The organism is Aerococcus sp. L_32 (genome assembly GCF_050689315.1).
In genome coordinates, this window is the sequence record NZ_JBOEQF010000473.1 from 1 (window position 1) to 1,455 (window position 1,455).

Sequence of the window (1,455 nt, forward strand, 5' to 3'; positions counted from 1 at the left end):
AGCATCTCTTAAATCTAGCTTGATTAAAACTTGATCAGATGGGTGACCTGGCCAATAGATATTTAAGACATGGGCCAATTCTGCTTCAGCCGGACCATTGATTTGGAAGTTTAAGCCACGTTCCCGAGCGCCTTCCAAGAAATATTGACGCAAGGCCTTTAAGTGGTCCTGGTGCTTTTCCATATTGTCATATTGCTTTTCGATGGCTTTAGACATGCCCAAGATTAAAGGTAAGGCTTCTGTTCCTGCCCGATGTTTGTTTTCTTGGTTGCCACCGCGTACATAAGGGGCAAAATCCGCCTTAGCATTACGGTAATACATAAAGCCTATCCCTTTTGGCCCGTATATTTTATGGGCAGACATAGACAAGGCATCGATGTGCATTTTTTCCACGTCTAAAGGAATATTCAAATATGTTTGGACAGTATCTGTATGGAAGAAAATATCCTTTTCATGTAAGAGGTCGCCAATGGCTTGGATGTCTTGAAGAGACCCTACTTCATTATTGCCGGCCATAATGGATACCAAAATTGTCTCTTTTCGGATGCTTGTTTTCAATTTTTCAAAGTCAATATGACCTTCTTCATCAAAGTCTAGATAAGTCACTTCAAAACCTTGTCTTTCAAGGTGACGCATAGTTTGGTAGACAGAAGAGTGTTCTGCAGCTGTTGTGATCAAATGCTTGCCTTTGTTTGCAAGTCTGGCAACAGTTTGGTTAATGGCTGAATCATTGGACTCGGTCCCACCAGACGTAATGATAATATCATCTGCATCAGCATTTAGGGTCTTGGCAATTTGTCTGCGGACGCCTTCTATCTTCTGCTTAGATTCACGCCCAATCTTATACAAACTTGAAGCATTACCGAAATCATCATGCATGGCATTTGTAATGACTTCAATGACTTCTGGGTCAACTGGTGTTGTTGCGGCGTAATCTAAATAAATGCCTTTCATTATTTTCCTCCCGTAAATTTTGTTTTCTCAGGGAATAGGAAGCTTAACAGGTCCTTAGTGATCCGTTTGCCCTCTCCCATTGCTGGGTAAATATGCATCATCATCATTGGGTTAAAATTGGCTTCAATTAATGCATAGTTATCTGCACTTGCTGGTTGGTGAATGTCTTCAATCATTAGGTCTAATCCGGTAATATTCACCCCTAAAACAGCCGCCATCTTCACAGCAATTTCCTTATAAGAATCATGCATATCGGCCAAGACTTCAATAGAATCTCCACCTGTTGAAATGTTTGAATTCTCTCGTAAAATTACTTGTTGCCCTTCAGGCACCACATCCGTTGGTGTAAAGCCTTGTTGTTTCAAGGTATTCACTTCGATGTCCCCTAATTGGATGATTTCTAGTGGCGAACGATGGTCCCGTCCTCGTTTAGGGTCTTTATTCTTGTCAGCGACTAAATCTTCAACTGTTGACAGACCGTCTCCAATCACATTAGCCCCA

Annotated in this window: 1 protein-coding gene and 1 pseudogene; both read right to left on the bottom strand. The window is 41.5% G+C overall.

Going from position 1 to position 1,455, the window contains the following annotated elements:
• Window positions 1-954 (bottom strand): cysteine desulfurase family protein (locus tag ACRCJ0_RS13980; RefSeq protein ID WP_431390834.1); only part of this gene is annotated, 954 nt, incomplete at its 3' end.
• Window positions 954-1,455: pseudogene (locus ACRCJ0_RS13985) on the bottom strand (bifunctional glutamate--cysteine ligase GshA/glutathione synthetase GshB); the annotation flags it as partial. The pseudogene ACRCJ0_RS13985 and the gene ACRCJ0_RS13980, both read right to left, overlap by 1 nt.